Genomic DNA, 24830 nt, shown 5'->3' with positions numbered 1-24830 from the left:
TTGTTTTTTGGTTAAAAAATATTTAAATAAAACTAATCAGTCAATTAGCCTCTGTTACCCATAGCAGAAAGCATTCCGCCATAAACATTGTTTAATGAAGCAATGTTTTGAGTCATTTGCTGCATTTGTTGCTTTAATTGAGAAGCGTTCTCAGCAATCTCTTTGTTAGCCTCAGCATTACGAGAAGCACTTTCTAACTGTACTTTGTAAAGGCTGTTTAGAGATTCCATTTGAGCTGCCGCTGTAGACATCTCTTCGCTGTATTTCTTTTGAGAAGCGATAGAGTCTACTGTAGGAGAAATTCCTTTAGCTGCAGATTCGAAGTTTTTGATACTGTTACCTAAGCTAGCCATTAACTCACCGTCAATTTTAGCGTCTTTTAACAGGTTATCTAATTTTTGAGATAATAATCCCTGAGCCTCTTTTGGATCTTCTTTTTTCTGACCTTTTTTAGTTGGTTCTCCACCAGCTAATTCAGGATAAACAAGAGACCAGTCTAATTCTTTCTCAACTGGATCAAAAGCAGAAAGACCGAAAATGAATGCCTCAACACTCAGACCAATAATAAGCATTGGACTTGCACCTGGCCAGTGCATAAGCTTAAATAATGCTCCGATGATTACTACTGCTGCCCCCATACCGTAGGCGAAATTCATAACTCTTTTAGGTAGTGCCATAATAAATAATTTTTAGTTTTTAGTTAAGTTAATCAATTAAATATTCAAGTTATTAAAATTGGTTATTAGTTAAGTGTGTTACGTGTATTTTGAGTACCCATGTAATCCTGAACTGTTCTGAAACCAATAAAGCTTCTTGCAGAATCTGCATACTCATAATCTCTCGTACTCACCTGAAGGTAGTAAGCTACATCCTTCCACGATCCTCCACGAATTACTTTACGCTTATTTTGGTGATCTGTAACGTTAGGGTTCATTGTAGACACATACTCATAAGATGAAGCATCATATGAAGAGTCTGTCCACTCAGAAACGTTACCCGCCATGTTGTAAAGATTGTAATCATTTGGATCGTATGACTTAGCTTCTACAGTGTATAGTGCACCGTCTGCAGCATAGTCACCTCTGTTAGGCTTAAAGTTTGCCAAGAAACACCCTCTATCACCTTTAGCATAAGGGCCACCCCAAGGGAATGCAGCCGACTCCATACCACCTCTTGCAGCATACTCCCACTCTGCCTCAGTAGGTAAACGGAACGAGTTAACGTGCTGTCTTCCTTTATCTTTTTGATAAGCGTTTTTATAAAGTGTTCTCCAAGCACAAAATGCTTTTGCCTGATCCCATCTTACACCTACCACAGGATACTCACCATAAGCCTGATGCCAGAAATAATCATTATGCATTGGCTCATTGTAAGAATAAGCAAAGTCTTTAATCCAAGCCGTTGTATCTGGATAAACATCTACTTTCTCCTTAATCAGATACTTACTTCTTTTGTTTCTTGTATTCTTAGACTTATCTTTTGCCGCAGCCTGAATATCCATCCATGAATAAGCAAACACAAGCTTAGAAACATCAAACGTTCTTAAACCATTGTAAGACTCTGAAGCAGGTAAATACAATGAATCCATCACTATCACATAATCTTCATCCGGATATTTTTGAGGATCATCCATAAGTTTCACTTTGTGATTCAGCTTTCTGCCCGCATAAAAATCATCATCAGTACCTAAACTGTAATAATTATCATACATGTATTGATCATAAGGAGACTTTTCTTCTTCCGCCTGATCTAAGAATGCATACTCACCAATACCACCACCACCTGGAGCCTGACCCATCTCATCTGCCTGGATAGCCAATCTTGTCCTGATAGTAGAATCTTTAACCCATTCTACAAACTGACGGTATTCACTATTGGTAATCTCTGTTTCATCCATGTAAAACGAACGAACAGTTACAGTCTTAGTTGGAGCATCCTGTACATTAGCCAAATCGTCGTCCGATTTACCCATAATGTAAGCACCTCCAGGAACCAAAGTCATACCATAAGGCTTTTCAGGCCTCCACTTTTTACCTTTAACACCTACAAGCTCTCCGCGGTCGCTAGAACCACAGCTAATTAAAAATGTTAAAGTTGCTGTTAATGCAATGAACTTCTTCATATAAAATTGGGTTATTAATGTAATTCTATTTTTTAAGGGCGTAAACCTATTTATTTATTTTCAAAAAAACAATTTTTTTCCTAAAAAAACCTAAACAAAAAGTAATCTAATGGTAACTTTAAGAAAATCTAAATAAAACTATGCTCTTTTTATAACATTATCATCAAATAATGTTTTTTCGCTGAGCCTTCCACCATCTTTCAGGTATCTCACTCCCACACGCACCCTTGTAATCTTCATGTGTACAAGGTAACAACGTATTTCTTGTTAATTTATTATTAACATGAGACACATATGGTATCTCTATCCACCATCTGTCAGTCCTGTCGCTCTTATAAAAAACCAGTTCCTCGTCTTCCAGAGGAACAATGTATTTAAGGTAGTGCTCTTTACTTCCAAAAGGATATTCATTAGACCTGTAATGAAAGCCTTCTATAAAATACCACAACACCTGAGCTATTAAAACGGACTCCTGCCCGGAATTATTGTGATTGAATACTCCAAACGAAGTAACCTTATCACTTATCCCTGCATACCGCGCTAAAATACAAATTTCTTTGCCATCAAAGCCATTTGGGATAAATTTAACATAATTACCGGAATCACTGGATTTTACAGCCGTCATATCGACCGAAACGATGTCTGCATCCCTAAAAACAGGTTCAGCAATCGTCGAATTATTACTTATTTCACCTAAACGGTAAGCATCAAAATACAATTTCTCAATCAAATCGATCTCTTCCTGAGAATTATAGTACGTTTGATAGCCTACGTTGCTAAAATTAAAAAGATTATTCGGTTCTTCTACGATTATCTTAGTTAAATATGAGTTAGCAGTAAGACCTTCCCCTTCACTACCAAAATCAAACTTACTATCTATAGAAACCAGGTTAACCATTTGCTCAAGCCTGTCATAACCTCTATACATTGCATAGGTAATATCCTGCGAACCTCCCAGCACTAACGGCACCACTTTTTGCTTAATAAGCTCCTCAACCAGTGTCTTTACTACATAGTAAGTATCTTCCGGAGTATTACCACTCACAACATCACCAAGATCAATAATATTTGCATGCCAGTTACCAGGAAACAAGCTGTAAAACTCCTTTCTTACATGTTCAAGATTAACACGTTCATCCTGCCCTAGGGAGCCTCTGTTTTCTAAAACACCTATAATAGCAATAGCTGCCTTATCTAAATCAGGAAAAACATCAGATGTATGTATACTGACCCTCCTCCCCAGAGACTGCTCAGGAAGTTCACTTATAAACCCCAGTAAGCTTTCATCTACAGGTTCTAAAAAATCAAACACCATACTTTATTTCTTTTTTGTTTTTGCAGTTGTTTTTTTAGCGGTTGCTTTCTTAGTAGTTTTTTTTGCCGGAGCTTTCTCCTCAATCAAGGTTTTCACCTGATCCAGCGTTAGCTTTTCAGCATCTACATCTTTGGTTAGTTCGATTTTGGTTTTACCTTTAAGGATAACCGAACGTCCCCAACGGGCTTTTTCAACCCTTATACCTTCATCTTCCCAGTTATGGATAAGCTTATCCCTGTCTTTTTGAAGCTTATCTTCAATAAGGGTCACTATATCCGACTGTGAAAGATTATCAAAGTCATATTTTTTATTCACATTGATAAACATTCCGTTCCATTTGATAAACGGACCAAAACGCCCCACTCCTTTTTGTACCGGCTCGTTTTGATAAACACCAATTGGTGCATCGGCCTGTTCTTTCTCCGCAATAAGTTTAGATGCCACCTCAAAATTCACATCAAGCGGATCCATTCCCTTAGGAAGTGAGATGAATGTTTTACCAAAACGAACATACGGACCAAAACGACCGTTGTTCACCTCAACCTCTTCTCCTTTATAAGTCCCCAATGTTTTTGGCAACATAAATAGTCCAAGAGCCTCATCAAGGGTAATACTACCTATGTTTTGTTCAGGCAACAGGCTGGCAAATCGTTTCTCTTCATCTTCAGCATCACCAATTTGAGCCATTGGTCCAAATTTACCTAAACGAACACTTACCGGTTTTCCGCTCTCCGGGTCTGTACCTAAAATACGCTCACCAGATTCCCTGTCGGCATTTTTTTCAACATCAATTACATTAGGATGAAAATGACTGTAAAAATCATTCATCATTTTTGTCCAGTCTTCATTACCCGATGCTATCTCATCAAAATCCTGCTCTACCTTAGCGGTAAAGTTATAATCCAGTATAGTTTCAAAATGATTTACAAGGAAATCATTCACAATCATACCTATATCTGTAGGCACCAGTTTTCCTTTATCTGAACCTACGTTTTCTTTTAATTGCTGTTCTGAAACCGCTCCGGCTTTTAAGGTTAGCTGAGCATATTTTCTTTCCTGCCCTTCAAAACTTCCTTTCTCCACATAATTTCTGCTTATAATAGTAGAAATTGTAGGAGCATAAGTAGACGGACGACCTATACCAAGCTCTTCCAGTTTTTTAACCAGTGCCGCCTCAGTATAACGTGCCGGCGGTCTTGAAAAACGCTCGGTCGCTGTAATATAATTATTACGCAGCTTCTCGTTTACTTTTAATGCAGGCAGCATACCTTCCTGTTCCACATCCTCATCATCACTTCCTTCAAGATATACTTTAAGGAAACCTTCAAACAACAGCACCTCTCCCGATGCTGCAAAAATTTCTTTATGATTGTTAGCTTCTATCTTAACATTGGTACGCTCTAATTTAGCGTCACTCATTTGAGAAGCCACTGTTCTTTTCCAAATCAAATCGTAAAGCCTTGCCTGATCCCTGTCAATATTTACCGTATGACGGGTCATATCTGTAGGACGGATAGCCTCGTGAGCCTCCTGTGCACCTTTACTTTTTGTAGCATAGTTACGCGGTCTGCTGTATTCCTTACCGTATGATTTTGTAATCTCAGCTTCGGCAGCAGCCATTGCTTCCTGAGAAAGGTTAACACTATCCGTTCTCATGTAGGTTATAAGTCCGGCTTCATACAGTCGCTGTGCCAGCATCATGGTTACTCCAACAGGGAAGTACAATTTTCTTGACGCCTCCTGTTGTAATGTAGATGTGGTAAACGGAGCTGCCGGCGATTTTTTACCCGGCTTGGTTTCTAAATCGGTTACCTTATACTCTGACCCTATATTTTTATTCAGGAAATCCTGCGCTTCCTGTTTTGTGGTAAAGTTTTTCGGAAGCCTTGCCTTAAAGCTTTTACCTGCCTCATTTACAAACTCGGCAGTAATTGAGTAAGAAGCCTCAGCATTGAAGTTTTGTATATCGCGTTCTCTTTCTACAATTAAACGTACAGAAACCGACTGTACACGACCGGCAGAAAGTCCGCTTTTTACTTTTTTCCATAATACAGGCGAAAGCTCATACCCCACTAATCTATCCAATACCCTTCTTGCCTGCTGTGCATTTACAAGGTTGTAATCTATAGTTCTTGGGTTTTCAATTGCTTTCTGGATTGCGGTTTTAGTAATTTCATGAAAAACAATACGCTTGGTTTTACTCTTATCCAGCTTAAGCTCTTCGGCTAGGTGCCACGCTATAGCCTCCCCCTCACGGTCCTCATCACTCGCTAACCAAACTGTCTCGGCTGATTTAGACAGATCTTTAAGTTTTTTAACCAAAGCCTTTTTATCTGAAGACACCTGGTATTTTGGTTTAAAGCCGTTTTCTATATCTACCCCTATCTCCTTTGAGGGTAAATCGGCTATATGCCCATAGCTGGACTCCACCTGGTAATCTTTACCTAAAAACTTCTCAATGGTTTTTGCCTTTGCAGGCGACTCAACGATCACTAAATTCTTTGCCATATTTGCTTTCCTTTGTCGCAAAAGTATAGGATTTTTTTAAATATTAAATTTTGGACATTTCAAATTCATACTTTTTTATCACAAATAAATGCTAAAACACCACTTTATACCACACTACACCTTATTATATATATACCCAAAATAAAAAACCGGAATACACATTGCCATTCCACCCTAAGTTTATTAAATTTAGGGTTTTACATATAATTCCAACTGTACCATGAGAGAGATAAATATAAAGCTGTTACTACCCTATAATTGGGGACACATCAGAAAAATTAAAATTTATGATAATAAAAAGCAGTTAATCACCAAAATTATGCACGGTGAGGAACTCACCTTAAATATAGATTCTGATATTGAAGAAGTGATTATTAAACTTGATTTTTACAAATCTGTAATAAAAATCCCAAAAAACGAAAAAGTATATCTGGGTCTGTATATGGATTTCAGGGATCGCTTTCCGTTCAAATACCTGGACACCTTAAAAAGGAAATGTTTAACTGGGCGTTTCATGACTGAAGAGGAATATGAAAATTTCAACCTGAGTTTTTATACCGAATCATTCCGATGGGTTCCAAAAGCCGGAATTGATAAGCCTACCGTATTTTTAGGCTTACTCCTATCCGTCGCAATAGTAGCCTTATCCATAATACAACAACAAAACCCGCATCAGGACATTGTTTTCTTTATAGGAGCATCGGGAATCATATCGCTTGCCCTATTGTATTTTGAAAAAGATAAAGTAGAACTTTACGATTACAGAAATAGGATGATAGCCTCAGGCTGCTCGTTCATACTTGCGGGGTTACTTGCTTCTTCATCCTTATCTGCCGGAGCTTTATTAGTGGTTTTAGGCTTTACTTTTATACTACGATCTGTTGCGGGAGTAAAGCGTTTATTCAACGCAGCGAATTTAACCTGAGAGAATATGTCAATATGTCATATTTTACAAATTAAATAGTATCTTTGCGAATTCAAAAAAGCACTACAGTAGCGAATCATGGAAAAGATTATAGAAGAGAACAAACAGGGAGAAAGTCTTGTTTTAGAGCAAAAAGACGGAAACAGCAAAAAGCTTTTTATAGAAAGCTACGGTTGCCAGATGAACTTTTCTGACAGCGAGATTGTTGCATCCATCCTTGCAAATGAAGGATATAACACCACCCAAAACCTTGAGGAGGCCGATTTGGTATTGGTTAATACCTGCTCCATACGCGATAAGGCAGAACAAACTGTACGTAAAAGACTGGATCAGTACAACGCTATAAAAAAAATAAACCCGGGAATGAAAGTGGGCGTTTTAGGCTGTATGGCCGAACGCTTAAAAAGTAAGTTCCTGGAGGAAGAGAAAATCGTTGATATGGTAGTAGGCCCCGATGCCTACAAAGACCTGCCTAACCTTTTAAAAGAGGTTGAGGAAGGGCGTGATGCCATTAACGTAATCCTTTCTAAAGAGGAAACCTATGGAGACATTGCTCCTGTACGCCTTAACAGCAACGGGGTAACTGCATTTGTTTCTATTACCCGCGGTTGTGATAACATGTGTACATTTTGTGTGGTACCGTTTACGCGCGGACGCGAAAGAAGCCGTGACCCGCAAAGTATTACCGAAGAGATTGCTGCACTATGGGAAAAAGGCTTTAAGGAAGTAACACTACTTGGCCAAAACGTAGACAGCTACCTGTGGTATGGCGGCGGACTTAAAAAAGATTTTGAAAAAGCCAGCGAAATGCAAAAGGCAACAGCTGTAGATTTTGCCCAATTACTGGACATGGTTGCTATACAGTTCCCTAAAATGCGTTTTCGTTTCAGTACTTCAAACCCTCAGGATATGCACCTTGAGGTAATTGAGGTAATGGCTAAACACCATAATATATGTAAGTACATTCACCTACCGGTACAAAGTGGTAGCACACGTGTACTTGAGGCAATGAACCGCCAGCACACCCGTGAAGAATACATGGAGCTTGTGGATAACATTTACCGTATTATCCCTGAAATATCACTTTCTCAGGATATGATTGCCGGTTTCCCAACCGAGACCGAAGAAGATCATCAGGATACATTAAGCCTTATGGAGCATTGTAAATATGACTTCGGGTTTATGTTTGCCTACTCTGAGCGTCCGGGAACACTGGCAGCCAGAAAACTGGAAGATGATATTCCTGCCGAGGTAAAAAACCGTAGACTAACAGAGATTATCAACCTACAGCAAAAAATGGCTTTTGAAAGAACCCAGCGTTTTGTAGGACAAACAGTTGAAGTACTTATTGAAAAAGAATCAAAGCGTTCTAACGAACACTGGAGCGGACGTAATTCACAAAACACCACGGTAGTATTCCCTAAAGAGGGCAACTACAAACCGGGCGACTTTGTAAATGTAAAAATCAGCAATTGTACTTCGGCAACCCTTATTGGTGATGCAGTAGGTTACAGCGACATCATGAATTAAGCATGACGGACATAACTATAACCCAAACCTTAAAGCAAGACGACCTTGCAAAGGCAGGTCTATATAATTTAGTAATTGGAAGAAGTCCGATATTACTTATAATATATGGCACTTTAGCATTAAGTGCAATTATAACATTTGTAAATCCGTTTAATGCCTATAGGGAAACAGAAAACACCAGTTACAATATTTTTGTATATGCAGTAGCAATAATCGCCATACCCTTATTACTTTGGAGAAGCATAAAAAAGGCTTCAAAAAAGGCTTTTGAAAAAAATGCCAGGTTTTACACTAATGTTAGCTACACCTTTACCCATAGCTCATATAAAAGCGAGGGTGATGATTTTAGCACCACATACAAATGGGAAGACCTGTACAAAATAAAAGAAACAAAAAAATGGTTTTTTATATACATAAGTAAAAACCAAGCTGTAATACTAGATAAGTCACAAATTGATTTATTACAACAAACAGAAATGAAAAACATATTCAATTCTGTTCAATCAAAAATCAAAGTGTCACTCATAAAATAAAACGTGACAATGCCTATGGAAAACATACAAGCCATAAAACAACGATTTGAGATTATAGGGAACGACCCTAAACTTAACCGTGCTTTGGAAAAAGCGATACAGGTAGCCCCTACCGATATTTCGGTACTGGTTACAGGAGAAAGCGGTGTAGGTAAGGAAAGTATCCCTAAAATAATACACGCACTCTCTCACAGAAAACACGGCAAGTACATTGCTGTTAACTGTGGTGCGATACCAGAAGGAACTATAGACAGTGAGCTTTTCGGTCACGAAAAAGGAGCCTTTACCGGAGCCACCTCTACCCGCGAAGGGTATTTTGAAGTTGCCGACGGCGGTACTATTTTTCTTGACGAAGTTGGTGAATTGCCTTTAACCACACAGGTAAGACTGCTTCGTGTTCTTGAAAACGGAGAGTTTATAAAAGTAGGTTCGTCTCAGGTACAAAAAACCAATGTGCGTATCGTGGCAGCAACAAACGTAAATATGTTTGAAGCTATTGAGAAAGGAAAATTTAGGGAAGACCTTTACTATCGTTTAAGTACGGTAGAGATTTTACTCCCTCCCCTGCGCGAACGAAAAGAAGATATCCACCTGCTATTCAGGAAGTTTTCTTCTGATTTTGCACACAAATACAAAATGCCTCCTATTAAGCTGGATGACGATGCGGTACAGTTATTGTTGCGCTATCGCTGGAGCGGAAACATCAGGCAGCTACGCAATATTGCAGAACAGATATCAGTACTGGAAACCAATCGTAATATTTCGCTTTCCTCACTGCGTTCATACCTACCGGACATAGGTACTAACCTACCTGCCGTAGTTAGTGAGAAAAAAACAGAAGGCGACTTTAGCAACGAAAGAGAAATACTGTACAAAGTACTGTTTGACATGAAAAGCGATTTAAACGACCTTAAAAAGCTTACCATGGAATTAATGCAAAACGGTAACACCAGTAAAGTACAGGAGTCTAACAAAGGACTTATCCAGAGAATTTACGGTAATAGCCCAGCAGAGGAGAATAGCCATAATTTTGAAGAAAGAATCCGTACAGAGGTCATGCCTTCACAAAACATAAATCATACGACCGAAACGGTAATAAGTCATCATGACGACGACGATGATGACGATGACCATTACCTTTTTGCAGAGACCGTTGAAGAAGAAGAAACACTCCGCTTAGATGAAAAAGAAGTTGAGCTTATAAAAAAGGCACTGGAACGCAACAAAGGAAAACGTAAGGCTGCTGCCGATGAGTTAGGAATATCTGAAAGAACATTATACAGAAAAATCAAGCAATACGACCTTTAATTATTAAAAAGGATAATGAAATATATAAAATACATACTTGTTTTAGTTTTAGCCGCTACGGTAAATAGTTGTGGCGTATATAACTTTACCGGAACAGGTAAAATTGATGCCGAAACTTTTCAGGTAAATTTTTTCCAGAACAATGCCGAGATTATAGAACCGGGTATTGAACGTCAGTTCACAATAAGACTACAGGAACTTATACAGAATCAAACTAACTTAAGTATAACCAATTCAGGAGGTGATTTGGTTTACGAAGGCGAGATTACACAATACCGTATTTCACCAATGACAGCTACTGCCGATCAGCGTGCTGCACAAAACAGGTTAAGTATTACGGTAAACGTAAGGTTTACCAATAAGAAAAACGAAGATGACGATTTTGAAAAACCATTTAGTTTTTACTATGACTTTAGCGGTGATTCGCTACCTACAGGATCGGTACTTACGGCTGCTTTAGACGAAATTTTTGAAAGAATAACACAGGACGTTTTTAACGAGTCGCTGGCAAAATGGTAATTAAATAAAAAGCTCCCTTAAAATAAATACATTTGAATACGAAAGATTTTACATACCTGCTTAATAAACCCTACAGTGTTACAGACAAGCACACCATGGATCTGGAAAGCGTATTATACGAATTTCCGTACCTGCAAAGTGCGCGTGCCATACACTTAAAAGGCCTATACAATCAGGATAGCTTTCGTTATAATATGGAGCTTAAAAAAACAGCGTCGCACACTAACGACCGTTCGGTACTTTTTGACTTTATTACTTCAGAGAATTTCCAGAGCATTCAAAAGGATTTTTTAGAGGAGAAAGAAAAAGCTATTGAAGAAATCACTGTTAAAGATACAGAAACCCTGCAAACAGAAACGGAGGAAACAGAGACTCCTACTCCTCCTGCTAACAGGTTGGAGCGTTCTATAGAACAAACCATAAAAGAGGCAGAAGAAAACAAAAGGAAGGAAGAGGAAATTCACGATATCCCTGCCATAGTAACTTCACCCGTTTTTACCCCTGATGAAGAAAAGGAGGAACAGACGGAGGAACCTCAACAGGATGAAACCGAAAAAAAACTGGAAATAGGCAAACCACTGGAGTTCGAAAAAGCCGAACAACATTCATTTCAGGAATGGCTACAGCTTTCAAAACTCACACCTATAAACCGCGAAACCGAACCGGAAGAAACAACAATTTTAGAACCGGAAAACACAGTTGAAAACGAAAACACCCTAACTGAAGAACCTGAAAAGGAAGAAACAGAAGGTTCGGCTCCAACTTCTTTAGATAAAAAACTGGAACTTATTGACAAGTTTATAGAATCAAACCCTAAAATAGTTCCTACCAAAAATGCCACGCAACCCGTGGCAAGCATAGAAAGAAGTAGCAGTGACAGCTCGCTGCCTATGACTGAAACACTTGCAAGAGTATACCTGGAACAAAAAAAATATCAGAAGGCAATTCAAGCTTATGAAATTTTAATTTTGAAATATCCGGAAAAAAGTGTTTTCTTTGCAGACCGCATAGCGGATATAAAGATCTTACAACAAAATAATAATATAAATAACAATGGTTGACTTTTCAATTTTTCTGGTACTAATTGTAGTAGTAAGTTTCCTTTTGGTTTTAGTAGTTATGGTACAAAACCCTAAAGGAGGAGGATTATCTTCTTCATTCGGAGGAACTCAAATGATGGGTGGTGTTCAAAAGACAACAGACTTTCTTGATAAAAGTACCTGGACTCTTGCCACTGTTCTAATCGCTTTAATTTTATTATCTACTTTAAGTTTCTCTAACGGAACTACAAATAGTATTATTGACGAGAGTGCTGTTCCAACTACAACGGCTCCGGCTGCTACTGAAGAAGCTGCGCCGACCGCTACTGAAACTCCTGCTGCTACAACAGAGGAAGCAACTCAGGAATAGTTTCAACATACAATATAAAAAAAATGCCAGCCTGTCAGTGCTGGCTTTTTTTTTGCCATAAACCTGACAGTTTTATGGATTGGCACAATTTCTGAAAAATTCAAAACAGTTAATTTTAAAAACAATAAACATAAATAGTAATTCATATGGCTTTAAACATTAAACCACTTTCAGATCGAGTTCTGATTGAGCCCGTAGCCGCAGAAACTCAAACTGCTTCAGGTATTTTTATCCCTGACACTGCTAAAGAAAAACCACAAAAAGGTATTGTAGTAGCCGTAGGTAACGGAACTAAAGACCATGACATGACAGTTAAGGTTGGTGATACTGTTTTATACGGTAAATATGCAGGAACTGAACTTAAATTTGAAGGTAAAGATTACCTTATAATGAAAGAAGAAGAGATTTTTGCAGTAATCTAATAAGAGTTTAATATTTTTTAAAAACATATAACCAGAATACAACATGGCAAAAGAGATAAAATTTGATATAGAGGCACGCGACGGTTTAAAGCGTGGTGTTGATGCGTTAGCTAATGCTGTAAAAGTAACATTAGGCCCTAAAGGACGTAACGTAATTATAAGCAAATCATTTGGCGGACCAACCGTAACTAAAGACGGTGTATCTGTAGCTAAAGAAGTTGAACTTGAAGACGCACTTGAAAACATGGGTGCTCAAATGGTGAAAGAAGTTGCTTCTAAAACTAACGACCTTGCAGGTGACGGTACTACAACAGCAACTGTTTTAGCACAGGCTATCGTTAAGGAAGGACTTAAAAACGTAGCTGCGGGCGCTAACCCAATGGACCTTAAAAGAGGTATTGACAAAGCGGTTGAGGCTATTGTAACAAACCTTTCTCAACAAACTAAAGAGGTAGGAAGTACTACAGATAAAATCAAACAGGTTGCTTCTATCTCTGCAAACAACGACGAATCTATAGGTGAGCTTATCGCTACTGCTTTTGGTAAAGTAGGTAAAGAAGGTGTTATTACTGTTGAGGAAGCTAAAGGTACTGATACTTATGTTGATGTAGTTGAAGGTATGCAGTTTGACAGAGGTTACCTATCGGCTTACTTTGTTACCAATTCAGAAAAAATGGAAGCGGAACTGGATAACCCTTACATTTTACTATATGACAAAAAAGTATCTTCAATGAAAGATCTTCTTCCTGTACTTGAGCCGGTAGCTCAGTCTGGAAAACCACTTCTTATCATTGCTGAAGATGTAGATGGTGAAGCTCTTGCTACACTAGTAGTAAACAAATTAAGAGGTGCACTTAAAATTGCTGCTGTTAAAGCTCCTGGCTTTGGTGACAGAAGAAAAGCGCTTCTTGAAGATATCGCTATCCTTACAGGAGGTACTGTGATTGCTGAAGAAAGAGGTTATACTCTTGAAAATGCAACACTTGACATGCTTGGAACTTGTGAAAAAGTAACTATAGATAAAGACAACACTACAGTTGTAAATGGTGCCGGTGATGCAGAAAACATCAAAAACCGAGTTAACCAAATCAAAGCACAAATGGAGTCGACCACTTCAGATTACGACAGAGAGAAACTACAGGAGCGTCTTGCTAAGTTAGCAGGTGGTGTTGCTGTGCTTTATGTTGGTGCTGCAAGTGAAGTGGAAATGAAAGAGAAAAAAGACAGAGTTGATGATGCTTTACACGCAACAAGAGCTGCTGTTGAAGAAGGTATCGTAGCCGGTGGTGGTGTAGCTTTACTTAGAGCTAAAGCTGTACTTGCTAACATTGATGCTGATAATGCTGATGAGGCTACAGGTATCCAAATTGTTTCGCGTGCTGTTGAGGCTCCGCTTAGAACAATTGTTGAAAATGCCGGTCTTGAAGGATCTGTAGTAGTTGCAAAAGTTGCCGAAGGTACTGGTGACTTTGGTTACAATGCTAAAACAGACGAGTATGTAGACATGCTTGGTGCAGGTGTTATTGACCCTAAAAAAGTAACTCGTGTAGCGCTTGAAAATGCTGCTTCGGTTGCAGGTATGATACTTACTACTGAGTGTGCTTTAATCGATATTAAAGAAGAAGGTGCTGCCGGTGGCGGAATGCCAATGGGTGGCGGAATGCCCGGAATGATGTAATAATAAGCATCACAACAATATACAAAGGAGCCCTAGGGCTCCTTTTCTTTTTTAAAATAGTTGAAAAAAACATACTTTAGCAAAACCAAAAAATAATTGCAAAATAACAATCACACCTACATGAAAAAGAAAGTTAAAGTATTACTCTTATGTATTGCACTTGCAAACGGATTAGCCTGTTTTGCACAACAATCCAAAAAAGAAGAGATTGCAAAGAAGTTTGAAGACTACTTCCTCCTTGAGCGCGAAAACATCCATGCGCATTTTGACAAAAATGTTTTTTTAACAGGCGAAAGCGTTTGGTTTAAAGGTTATGTATTTCACAGAAAATACAATATCCCTTTTTTCTCCTGCGTAAATATTTTTGCAAATCTTATTGATGAAAACGGAACTATTTTAGAAACAAAGTTACTTTACGGCAATCTGGGTGACTTTACCGGAAATTTTAAACTTGACAGCAGTTTAAAATCAGGTAAATACTATATTCAGTTTTACACTAACTGGATGAATAACTTTACCGAAGATGAGTCTGCCGTGTACGATATTACCGTTATAAATGAAGAAACAGGTATACCTTCATACCTTACTGAAAATGCAGAAGCAGAAGTAAACATAACACTAAAACCCGAAGGTAATTTTATTAGCGACTGTACAAATACCATAGGAGTACATATAACCGGATGCGACAATACTCCTCTCAATATTGACAGGGCAAAAGTATTAAACGATAAAAAAGAAGAGATAAAAGAAATCCCTTTAAATAAATTAGGTTATGGTAAATTTGATATATCAGCAAATACTACTATAGGCTACACCTTACAAATAGAGCTAAACGGAAAAATATATAGCCAGCCCCTACCCCCTGTTCAGGCTAAAGGAATTGCAATAGATATAAACAGCCATGTAATGGCAGATAAAACCATTATTAAACTTAAAACCAATTCCTTTACTTATAGTGACATTAAAGGTAAAACATACTTTATAGCCATAAATAAGGACAACAGAACATCTATTATTGATTTCTCATTTAACGATAACCAACTTGAGCAAACTATCCTTCTTCAAAACAAAGACCTTTTTGAAGGAGTAAACACACTACGTATTCTTGATAACAACCTTCAAGAAATAGGGCAACGATTATTTTACATACATCCTAAAAATATCGTAAATGCCGATATTAAAAAAACATTTGACGACAACGGAACCGTAGAGTTTAAAGGAAAGATAAACAACGGAAACATGATGAGCCTTAGTGTGTCTGTTATACCGGCAAACACAATAAGTATTTCAGAGAAAGAAGATATTTATGGAGACTTCCTTATTTCTCCATACATTGATGGGCAGGTAAAAACCACCGCAAAACAGTATTTAAGTGACTTATCCAGAACAAGTAAATATGAGCTCGATTTATTCCTTATGAGCCAAACCAGTAAATACAACTGGAACAATATAAAGAGTAATCCTCCAAAACAAAATTATACGTTTGACATAGGCCTTTCGCTAAAAGGTATTATAAACAAAAAAAAGTCATTAAAAGGATACTACGTTCAAATTTCATCTATTAAAGGCTTACTGGACGAAAGAACTTATGTAATAAATAACAATGAATTTTACCTCAACAACATAATTATCCCCGATTCCTGTAATGTAAGTTTCTCTTTGATGAAGCCGGGACAAAAACCCGAAATTTTAAAATTAACACCTACGGTATCAAATAATATAAGACCATTTAACAAACCGTATAAACCTGTTAAGGTTTCGTGTATAAACTACACTACAAGTGCAGATTCGGAAATTGCCCTACCTAAATATGCCTCAAAAAGCGTTATGCTTGAAAACATAACTATTGACGGAGATGCTAAAAAGAAACTAAAATACGCCAGAGGTTCCGGTAACGGCTTACTAAGAGGCTACAAAATTAGCGAAGATGATGCTATTAGCTTTTTCTACCTGCTGGATTTTATAAGATACCATGGTTTTGATGTAACCAAAACCCCAATGGGCGATATTAATATTACCGGAAGAACCGTAAATACTTTTCAAGGACAACCAACAACACCAATGGTTTATATGAACACCTGGCTATTAATGAGCTTTGATGTTCTTGATGGCATTCAGACCTCAGAAGTTGAAGAGCTATATATCAATCAGCATATTGCAGTTCCCGGAGTTGATAATAAAATGGGGATAATCAAAATTTACCTAAAACCGGGAGGAGGGTTTAAATCAAAAAGTAAAAAACCTGAAGCCTCCTTTCTTATAAAAAAAGGATTTGAGGAAAACAGCGAATTCAAAAACTCTGAATACCTTTCAACTTATGATGATATAGGATTCCAAAACTTCGGACTGATAGACTGGCACCCAACCATAATTACAGATGACAAAGGAGAGTTTAGCTTTAGTGTACCTAAACTTTATTCGGGCAGTGTTAAAATACTAATAGAAGGCATAGGCCCTGACGGAAAAATGATTTCAGAAATAAAAACAGTAAACTTATAAAAAAGAAAGGTATCATATTTTGATACCTTTTTTTTATAACTTACAGTCGCCATGAAAAAACACCTTGCAACCATATTAGTCTTCTGTATTCTAACATCATCCACCCTTTACGGACAGGAAAACAAAATACAGGAAATCTCATCAATAGTTAAAAATTACTATTCTCTTGAAAGAGAAAGCATACATGTACATTTTAGCAAAAACACCTTTATTACTAATGAGAGCATATGGTTTAAAGGATATGTATACTATAGTAAAAAAAACACTCCCTTTTTCACTACTACAAACATCTTTGCAGTACTAAAAAATGCTGAAAACAAAACTTTAAACTCTAAGCTACTATATGGCAGCATGGGAAGTTTTGAAGGAAATTTTGAGCTCCCTTCTAATATGGCTTCGGGTAGTTACTATTTACAGTTTTATACTAACTGGATGAATAACTTTAGTGAAGACCAGTCTGCCATATATAAAATTGAAGTAATTAACCCAAACGCTCCGGGGCAAAGCACAACAAACGATGCAGGGGTTGAAATAACAACATACCCTGAAGGAGGAACATTTCTTAAAAACAAAACCAATACGTTGGTAGTATCGGTTAAGGGATGCAAAAATCAGCCCTTACCTGTTACCGAAGTTAATCTTTACAGCAATAATGAAATAATTCAAACCATACCTCTTGACAACAATGGTTACGGAAAGTTTGAATATTATGCAGTTGAAGAAACCACAACAGACTCATTAAAAGTAACTTTTCTTAATAAAACCTATAAAACAGCCCTACCCAAAGCACAAAAAAAAGGGATTACCCTTAAGTTCACTAACAAAACAAGCGGTGATGCCTCGTTGCTTGAATTAAAAACAAATAAAGATACTTACCCTGATATAGAAAACAAACCCTTTTATATACTAATACATAAAGACGATAATGCCTTTTTACTGGAAACTAAGTTCACTGATAACGTTACAGATCAGGAAATGCTAATTGCTGATAATTATTTATTTGACGGACTAAATACAATACGGATAATAGATAGTGATTTAAATGAAGTAGCACAAAGGCTTATATATAAAGATTTTGATAATAATATCACCATAAATATTACTGAAACCAAACAGGAAAATGGCAACATACTATTTACAGCCCAAACTACAGCTAACACTAATTTAAGCATTACTGTACTGCCTTCAAAATCCATAGCTCTAAACAACAATAATATCTTTAATGAATTTTTACTAACCCCTTATATTAAAAACCATCCTGATATAAATATTTCAGATTATTTTAATAATAGTAAAGAACCTAATAAAAACCTCGATCTATACCTAATTTGCAGCAACAGCAAATATGTTTGGGAAACTATGAAAAAAAATCCACCAAAAGAAAACTACACTTTTGACATGGGACTAAAAATAAAAGGAGTTATTAATCAAAAGCTAAAGCGCGGAAAAAAATATTCGATTAAAGTTACTTCATTCGGTACCATTATCGACGAAGAAGCTGAAGTTGTAAACAATAACGAGTTTTATTTTGACAATCTCATATTAGCCGACTCCTGTAAACTTGATTTTGAGCTACTGGAAAACGACAAAAATATAACTCCGAAAATTTACTTAAGAACCCTTAACAACACACCACAGTACAACCATCCATTTACCCCTAATGAAAAGAGATGCATAAATGATATAATTAACGAACCATTTACTGATTTCCCAAACATACAAGAAGACGCTATTAGACTTGAAGATGTTGTTATTGAAGATAAAAGAGAGAAACTTACACATGCAGTAGCATTTGGTAACGGACAGCTAAGAGGCAGAAAAATTACTGAAGCCGAAAGTACAGGCTTCCCTACAGTTCTTGACCTTATTAGATATGAAGGCTTTGAGGTGAGAAACAGACCCGATAGTGCCGTTGCTGTTTACGGACGTTTGAAAAATACATTTGTAAAAGGACTAAAAAACTCACCCGATGTATTTCTGGATGATTACCACCTGGTAAAACTGGATATTTTAAGAGACATATTAACCAGTGAAATAGATGAGTTTTACATCAACAAACACATGTCGGTGCCAACAGTGCAAAACAGAATAGGGATAATAAAAATATACCGTAAAAGAAAGGCTTTCAGTGCGCTCAAAGACAAGCCCGTATTTAATTATGTTTTAGAAAACGGATTTGAAAAAATAAAACCTTTCACAAACACTACATATGTAAATGGTTACCATGGTAGCGGTTTTAATAATTACGGACTGATTCACTGGATACCTACAACAATAAGCGATGAAAATGGAAAATTTAGCTTTAGTATTCCGCAGGCATATAAAGGAGAAGCTAAATTAATTATTGAAGGACTTTCACCCGAAGGCAAAATTATTTCTCAGGTCATCACTATTAATTTACAATAAAAAAGCGGGTTTATAACCCGCTTTTATTAATTGAACAAAACCTGATACTGGGCTATAATAGCCCCCTTACTTCCGGTTTTCTCTCCTCCTAAATTATAAATAGGCCTATTTTGATAAGCAACGGTAAACTTAGATACATTCCCGTCCAATAGCCAGTTAACTCCGGCATCAAAAAAATTCATTGCATCATTAAGTCTGTCATAATCGGCATGCTGTAATGACACATAAGGCATTAAGGTGGTTTGCCCTATAAGGTTATCCTTAAACTTATACCCTGCCTGGGCATAAATTACAGTACCTGTACCATACATAGGGAAACTGTTTCCTCCACCGTTTAGTATTATTGGGTTATCATTTCCGTTAGCCGGATTCATTGCTCCGCCATTACGAATATAGTTTTTTCCAAAGTCATAACTGGTTACATTACCATAAAAGCTTACAGCCTGCCCGCCTGTACCTACAGGAGCATCATAAAACACATCGGCAGCAAAGTGCACCATATCGCTTTTCTCCACATCTCCTGTATTGTTAAGCATCCACATGGCATCCTTTTGATAAATAAAGCCTGCCCCTATATTAAACACCCTCTTTTTACCCTGATATGTTCCGGTTAAGTAAGGCGTCATGTTAGACTCCTGATCCAAAAACTGGTATTGAAAATAACCGTTCCACTGCATTTCAGACGGATCGGTAGAGAAAGTAGTTTCATTCACTACTGCGGGTGAGTTTTTAACCTCCAGCGGATCGGCCATTTGCAGGCGGTAATCCAGCTTACCCAGCTTACCTTTTACAAAAACCGAAAGCTTCCTTAAAAACTGGTCGTTCACATCATTAGTGGTTTGTAAAAACAACGGTGCATCTATCCCCAAAATGGAACCAACGGAAGGCGACGAGAAGCGTGACAACCCACTCCAGCCTGATAAACCTATACCTATGGAAAGCTTGGTTTTATCTACAGCATATTCACCATAAGCATCGTGTACAAAAAAGCCCAGTTTCCTGTCGGATATAGTATTGAAATTATTTTCTCCAAACTGACTGTATGCAAAAACCCTGTCGGTTAGCTGCCCGTACATTTGTACCCTATAACGGCGTATACCTATATCGGTACCGCTACTTTTTTCAACCCCGTTTATGGTAGTACCCGGATTATAATCCATGCTCCTAAGCCAGGCTTGGGTCATAAAGGTAAATTTCACGTAGTTACTTCCGTCTTCATTAAGGTAGAGTTTCCGGTCTTTAAAAAATTCCTGTGCCTGTGTGCTTTCAGTTAAAAATGTTGCCGAGAGCCCTAAAAAGGCCAGCGCATACTTTAGGTTTTTCATAAGGTGATTATGGTTAATAGTAAGTACATGCAATTTAATAATTCCGCCTGTAGGGTACAATCAAACCCATTGCTTTAACTATAAAAAAGCAAATAAATAAGCTGTTTTAATAACAATAGGGCAAAAAAAATCCCGAATTGAATTCGGGATTTACTTTTTAATAGGTTTATCTATTCCATACGGTCATACATACAGCAGGTATGCAGTTTATTAAAATCTTCCTCGGTTGCTTTTACCACTTCGGTATCGTGCCCTGCTTTGGCTACAGCCTTACAAACATCATCAACACTGGCTTTGTTTTCATCCAGTATAAGGTGAAGATCCTGATGGTCTGCATGCCATTCGGCCGACTTAACACCTTTCACACTGAAAGCCGCTTTTTCAATACGCTTTTTACACATATCACAGTTACCGTTTACAGCAACCTCATATTTAGCGTTCTTACTTTTTTTAACGTCTTTATCCTGTGCCTGTGCTGTTAATCCGAATAGAGTTACCAACACTACTAATAATATGTTTTTCATGATTTAATTTTTTGAATGTTAAATATATACTTTTTTTATTATTTGATTTTAAACCTTAGTCCGGCATAGTACATCTGTCCAAAAACCGGAGCATATACAATAGATGTATCAAAATACTGGCCAAAAGGATCATCTGCTCCAACAATAGCCTTATTTTGCCTGTAGTTACCAATATTCTCCCCTCCTACATATACTTCAAACACGCTGGAGAAGGTTCTTGTAACCTGAGCATTCATTAACGAGAAGGCCGGAGCATAATCTCCCATTTGGTATTCAACAGGATTACTACCTGTATATGGCAGGCGTTGTTTACCCATCCAGTTATAAGTAAAGTCAAACTTCCATTGTTTACCGCCTTCGGCAATATGGGTTTCATAAGCTAAGTTGGTAAAGAAACGGTGTTTTGCCTGTAACGGTTTATCCTGTGTACCCGAAAGGTAGTCGGTTTGAATATCGTAGTACTTGTATGCTGTACGGATATTAAAATGACGGGTAATTTCATAGTTCAGCTCTACCTGTAGGCTGTTAGCATACGACTTACCGTCCAGATTATAGAACAACACCTGTTGCGGACTGGCATATAAATCGACTACTGCCTGATTTTGGAAATCGGTTCTGTAAAAATCGACCACAAACTCGGCATTCCTGTTAAACAGTGGGAATCCCTGTACAAAGCTCAAACCGTAGTTCCATGCAATTTCAGGATCCAGCCCATATACCTTACCCCCTGAGTTAAGAATACTCATTACCCTAGAGCTACCAAACAGCGATTGGTTTTCGGCAAAAATATTAGCTGCTCTTTTCCCGCGTCCAAATGATGCTCTTACCGTTGCCTTATCCCACGGATTGTATTTTAAGTGCATTCTTGGCGTTAAAAAAGCCCCTAAACGATTGTGGTAATCAAATCTACCACCGGCAACTATACTAAAGTTACGAGTATTATCGTAAGTATACTCAAAAAAAGCACCTACACTATTATCAATACGACTGTGATCTATAGTATTTACAAATTCGCCATAGTTGTCGTAAGTTACATTAAGACCTGTAGAGAACTTATTAAGGGTATTGCTTAAAATAGAACTGAATATCAAATTAGAGTAAAAACTCTTTTGGTCTATATCATACTGGTTAAACCCAAAGTAAGAGTCCTGGTTATGCCAGTTGAAAGATGTTTGCCACCCAATGCTTTGGTAAGGCATATCGGGGAAAACATACCCCAGTTTGGTAGATATGTCCAGTTTATCGGTATTGATCTCGGCACCCCAGTGATTAGTAGTAAACTTATCGGTGTCAGGATCAAAGTCAACCTCACCGGTTTGTTTCTCATCCCTCATATAACGAAGGTTGATAAAACTAATCCATCCTGTTTCAGGGTTATTGTACTGCCAGCGGTTCATTACATTGATTTGCTTTGCCAGCGGATTATCTAAAAACCCATCATCGTTCATATCGTTTTTGGTCACCCTAGTATTACCGTGTAAAAACAGGCTGCTGCTCCAATGGTCATTCAGCTTTTTATTAAAATGGGTATTCAGCTCAAAACGACCACCCTGCGAACCGTATGCATTTAAAAAGAACGGAATATCCATAGCTGGTTTTAACAGCTCGTAGTTTATCTGTCCTGATATGCTCTCATAACCGTTAATAACAGGCCCCGCCCCTTTGGTTATCTGGATACTCTCTACCCATGTACCCGGTATGAATGATAAACCATACGCCTGTGAGGCACCACGAACCGAAGGAATATTCTCTTCAGAAATTAAAAGGTACGGACTGGTAAGCCCTAGCATTTTAATTTGCCTGTTTCCTGTAAGTGCATCAGAGAAGTTTACATCGATAGAAGGATTGGTCTCAAAACTCTCGGCTATATTACAACAAGCCGCTTTAAGTAACTCACCGGAACTCATAGTAACAACATTAGCTGCCGATGCACTAGTGCGCTTTAGGCTCTTCCTTGTTTTATCTATCACCACATTATCAAGCTTACTACCTTGAGAAGGTTTAAGCGAATGGCTTATAAAATCAGGAGATTCTACAGTAAGCGTATCTGTAATATAACCAATATAGCTTACCAATAATTTTTTGTATTCCGTTTTGTAAGGGATCTCAAAAGTACCGTCAGCATCTGTAGAAGCGCTAACGTTTGTATTAAGCCAGTAAAGGCTGGCTCCCGGTAGCGGCTGGCTGTTTTCATCCAGCACCTTACCGCTTAGCTTATCCTGTGCCTGTACCATAAAGGTGCACAGCAAAGCCGTGTAAAATAATATATTACGCATAAAAATATTTTAATGTTAACGAGTAGTATTCCCCATTACAGGGATATCAAACTGAAAAACATTAAAATCAGGCGTATAGAATGTATTGGCAATAGAGTTTAAATAGCGGGGGCGCGTTCGCCTCGCAGTAAAAGGAAGTATTTACCTGTTTTACAACAGGTGCTTTGTAAGCAACATCAATTGGTTGCCAGGCATCTGTAACATAAAAAGCGCCAAGATCAAGCTGAAGTGATTTTACAAGTATATTATCACTCTTATCATGAGGCTTTACAACGTCATTCTTACAGCATTTTTTACCGGTTTCGGTTTTCATGGCACAACAGCCCTTGTCCTCTTTTTTGGTATTAGCCATGCATGGCTCATCCAGTTTATAGGCTAACTTAACCGATGCTATCTCTCCGTGGCAATAATGTACATTAAGCGCAAACCCCGTGTTAGACATTAACAGGAGTGCCGCCAAAAGTATGTTTATGTGCCTTTTAAGTTTCATTGTGCCACAAATTTATACATTTAATTTTTAAGTGAGACTACCCCACCTCTGTTAAAACTCAAAATGTGGGAATTTTATATTTTTTAACACAAAAAAACATAAGCCAGAATGTTTTAATAAATAATTTTGTATTAAATACTATACACTATGACATTTGAAGAGTTAAAACCGAAAGTTACAGATATACTGCACCATGACAATACTTTAAGAGATGAGAAACTATTACAGCTTTGCCATCTTTTAAAAGATAATATTGATTATTATGACTGGGTAGGCTTTTATTTCAGGAACGGAGATAAGGAAGAGCTTTTACTGGGACCTTATGCCGGCGAACCTACAGATCATACAGTTATTCCTTTTGGTAAAGGTATATGCGGGCAGGTAGCAGTTTCTAACGAAAACTTTGTAGTACCCGATGTAACTGCACAGGACAATTATATTGCCTGTAGTATTACAGTAAAATCAGAAGTGGTGGTTCCGCTTTTTGTAGACGGAAAAAACATAGGCCAGATAGACATTGACTCTAACGTACTGGATGCTTTTAGCGAACTGGATGAGCGTTTTCTGGAATTTGTAAACGAACAGGTAGCCAAGTTATTCTAACTTACTGATTACCTGATACACTACACACCTTTTAAAGTTATTTAGCAAAGTATTGCGGATATTAAAATATTGATTACCTTTGCACCCAATCGGGATAGGCCCGTTACATAAAAATTATTTAAACAAATATTGGCATGTACTTAACTAAAGAAGTAAAAGAGCAAATCTTTACAAAACACGGTAAATCTGCAACTGATACAGGAACTGCAGAAGGACAGATTGCGTTATTCACATTCAGAATTAACCACTTAACTGAGCACTTAAAAAAGAATCGTCACGATTTTAACACTGAGCGTTCTCTTGTTAAGCTGGTAGGTAAAAGAAGAAGTCTTCTGGATTACCTTAAGAAGAAAGAGATTAACAGATACCGTGAGATTATCAAAGAATTAAACATCAGAAAATAATCGAGATGAAAAGAGGCGCCTGCGCGCCTCTTT

The 24830-nt window shown here is 37.6% G+C and carries 21 protein-coding genes; 13 read left to right on the top strand and 8 right to left on the bottom strand.

Annotated elements, in window-relative coordinates; genetic code table 11:
• Window positions 1–44: 44 nt before the first annotated feature.
• From porL to topA, 4 genes are all read right to left on the bottom strand, one after another.
• Window positions 45–677: a type IX secretion system motor protein PorL/GldL gene (gene porL / locus GN157_RS07340; protein ID WP_197429415.1), complete on the bottom strand. Its 633-nt coding sequence runs from the start codon at window positions 675–677 to the stop codon at window positions 45–47.
• 65 nt (window positions 678–742) lie between these two features.
• A complete protein-coding gene (porK, locus tag GN157_RS07335; protein WP_157482572.1) occupies window positions 743–2122 on the bottom strand; it encodes a T9SS ring complex lipoprotein PorK/GldK in 1380 nt (459 codons plus the stop codon).
• A gap of 163 nt (window positions 2123–2285) precedes the next feature.
• A complete protein-coding gene (locus GN157_RS07330) occupies window positions 2286–3437 on the bottom strand; it encodes a formimidoylglutamase (protein WP_157482569.1) in 1152 nt (383 codons plus the stop codon).
• Between the two features lie 3 nt (window positions 3438–3440).
• A complete protein-coding gene (topA, locus tag GN157_RS07325) occupies window positions 3441–5945 on the bottom strand; it encodes a type I DNA topoisomerase (protein ID WP_157482567.1) in 2505 nt (834 codons plus the stop codon).
• Window positions 5946–6165: 220 nt separating this feature from the next.
• On the opposite strand from topA, the gene GN157_RS07320 reads away from it, so the two are divergent.
• The 11 genes from GN157_RS07320 to GN157_RS07270 all read left to right on the top strand — a co-directional run bounded on the left by GN157_RS07320 (window position 6166) and on the right by GN157_RS07270 (window position 19175).
• A complete protein-coding gene (locus tag GN157_RS07320; RefSeq protein WP_157482566.1) occupies window positions 6166–6870 on the top strand; it encodes a hypothetical protein in 705 nt (234 codons plus the stop codon).
• Between the two features lie 78 nt (window positions 6871–6948).
• The gene (gene miaB / locus GN157_RS07315; RefSeq protein WP_157482564.1) at window positions 6949–8400 is read left to right on the top strand and encodes a tRNA (N6-isopentenyl adenosine(37)-C2)-methylthiotransferase MiaB; all 1452 of its coding nucleotides are present in this window, start codon (window positions 6949–6951) and stop codon (window positions 8398–8400) included.
• Between the two features lie 2 nt (window positions 8401–8402).
• Window positions 8403–8933 carry a YcxB family protein gene (locus tag GN157_RS07310; protein WP_157482562.1) on the top strand — a complete coding sequence of 177 codons (531 nt, stop codon included), beginning with the start codon at window positions 8403–8405 and terminating at the stop codon, window positions 8931–8933.
• Between the two features lie 15 nt (window positions 8934–8948).
• Window positions 8949–10241, top strand: a complete 1293-nt coding sequence (locus tag GN157_RS07305; RefSeq protein WP_157482560.1) for a sigma-54 interaction domain-containing protein — start codon at window positions 8949–8951, stop codon at window positions 10239–10241.
• Window positions 10242–10256: 15 nt separating this feature from the next.
• A complete protein-coding gene (locus GN157_RS07300) occupies window positions 10257–10760 on the top strand; it encodes an LptE family protein (RefSeq protein WP_157482558.1) in 504 nt (167 codons plus the stop codon).
• Window positions 10761–10792: 32 nt separating this feature from the next.
• Window positions 10793–11821, top strand: coding sequence for a tetratricopeptide repeat protein (locus GN157_RS07295; protein WP_157482556.1), 1029 nt, complete (start codon window positions 10793–10795; stop codon window positions 11819–11821).
• Entirely contained in the window at window positions 11814–12170 is a 357-nt protein-coding gene (gene secG / locus GN157_RS07290; RefSeq protein WP_157482554.1) for a preprotein translocase subunit SecG, read from the top strand. Before GN157_RS07295 ends, secG begins: the two co-directional genes overlap by 8 nt.
• Before the next feature lie 146 nt (window positions 12171–12316).
• Window positions 12317–12592, top strand: coding sequence for a co-chaperone GroES (locus GN157_RS07285; RefSeq protein ID WP_035135923.1), 276 nt, complete (start codon window positions 12317–12319; stop codon window positions 12590–12592).
• Window positions 12593–12635: 43 nt separating this feature from the next.
• Complete coding sequence (gene groL, locus GN157_RS07280) at window positions 12636–14270, top strand: chaperonin GroEL (RefSeq protein ID WP_157482553.1); 1635 nt, start codon at window positions 12636–12638, stop codon at window positions 14268–14270.
• A gap of 120 nt (window positions 14271–14390) precedes the next feature.
• A complete protein-coding gene (locus GN157_RS07275; RefSeq protein ID WP_157482551.1) occupies window positions 14391–16769 on the top strand; it encodes a hypothetical protein in 2379 nt (792 codons plus the stop codon).
• A gap of 51 nt (window positions 16770–16820) precedes the next feature.
• Window positions 16821–19175 carry a hypothetical protein gene (locus GN157_RS07270; protein WP_157482549.1) on the top strand — a complete coding sequence of 785 codons (2355 nt, stop codon included), beginning with the start codon at window positions 16821–16823 and terminating at the stop codon, window positions 19173–19175.
• A 26-nt stretch (window positions 19176–19201) separates the two neighbouring features.
• Here the strand turns inward: GN157_RS07270 and GN157_RS07265 are convergent, their stop codons facing one another.
• From GN157_RS07265 to GN157_RS07250, 4 genes are all read right to left on the bottom strand, one after another.
• Window positions 19202–20500 carry a hypothetical protein gene (locus GN157_RS07265; RefSeq protein WP_157482547.1) on the bottom strand — a complete coding sequence of 433 codons (1299 nt, stop codon included), beginning with the start codon at window positions 20498–20500 and terminating at the stop codon, window positions 19202–19204.
• Window positions 20501–20670: 170 nt separating this feature from the next.
• A complete protein-coding gene (locus GN157_RS07260) occupies window positions 20671–21024 on the bottom strand; it encodes a heavy-metal-associated domain-containing protein (protein WP_157482545.1) in 354 nt (117 codons plus the stop codon).
• A 38-nt stretch (window positions 21025–21062) separates the two neighbouring features.
• Complete coding sequence (locus GN157_RS07255) at window positions 21063–23300, bottom strand: TonB-dependent receptor (protein ID WP_157482543.1); 2238 nt, start codon at window positions 23298–23300, stop codon at window positions 21063–21065.
• A gap of 67 nt (window positions 23301–23367) precedes the next feature.
• The gene (locus GN157_RS07250) at window positions 23368–23790 is read right to left on the bottom strand and encodes an HYC_CC_PP family protein (RefSeq protein WP_157482542.1); all 423 of its coding nucleotides are present in this window, start codon (window positions 23788–23790) and stop codon (window positions 23368–23370) included.
• A gap of 147 nt (window positions 23791–23937) precedes the next feature.
• Here GN157_RS07250 and GN157_RS07245 point away from each other — a divergent pair, with 147 nt between their 5' ends.
• The gene (locus tag GN157_RS07245; protein ID WP_035135917.1) at window positions 23938–24393 is read left to right on the top strand and encodes a GAF domain-containing protein; all 456 of its coding nucleotides are present in this window, start codon (window positions 23938–23940) and stop codon (window positions 24391–24393) included.
• Window positions 24394–24527: 134 nt separating this feature from the next.
• A complete protein-coding gene (rpsO, locus tag GN157_RS07240; RefSeq protein WP_035135916.1) occupies window positions 24528–24797 on the top strand; it encodes a 30S ribosomal protein S15 in 270 nt (89 codons plus the stop codon).
• The last annotated feature ends 33 nt before the right edge of the window (window positions 24798–24830 follow it).

This window comes from Flavobacterium rakeshii (assembly GCF_009741375.1).
Lineage (GTDB): Bacteria > Bacteroidota > Bacteroidia > Flavobacteriales > Flavobacteriaceae > Flavobacterium > Flavobacterium rakeshii.
Note: the sequence above shows the minus strand (reverse complement) of the source record. Positions and strands in the feature narration are given on the sequence as shown.